Consider the following 452-nt stretch of genomic DNA (forward strand, 5'->3'; position numbering starts at 1 on the left):
CTCATTCCCGGGACCGGCGGGGTTCAACTCCCCGGCCTGCACCCTTCGCGGAGACCACCCCATGCTCATCGCCGACCAGGACTGGGGCGCGCCCCCGGTCAGCTTCGCGGACGCCTTCCTGGACCCGGCCGGCCGCCTCAAGATCGCCCGCAGCCAGAACATCTACGACGTCGACTTCGAGTACGGCCTCCAGCCGCTGCGCTGGGAGAATTTCTCGAGCGGCGGCGCCACCATCCTCCACATGCCGCAGGAGGGCGGCGTGCGGATGCGCTGCCCCGCGGCCGGCGACATCGCCATCCGCCAGTCGCGCCCCTATTTCCGCTATCAGCCCTCCAAGGGCATCTATGCCTCCGCCGCCGTGCTGTTCGGCGCGCCGCCGCCCTTCACGTCGATGCAGCGCCGCGTCGGCCTGTTCGACAGCGACAATGGCGTGTTCTTCGAGCAGGATTGGG

General features: G+C 69.7%; 1 protein-coding gene. It reads left to right on the forward strand.

The window, feature by feature from the left end; genetic code table 11:
- Nucleotides 1-61 precede the first annotated feature (61 nt).
- The coding region (locus tag ACI6QG_RS19650; protein ID WP_407026265.1) for a hypothetical protein at nt 62-452 on the forward strand (391 nt) is incomplete at its 3' end.

It is taken from the genome of Sabulicella flocculans (assembly GCF_045449635.1).
GTDB lineage: Bacteria > Pseudomonadota > Alphaproteobacteria > Acetobacterales > Acetobacteraceae > Roseococcus.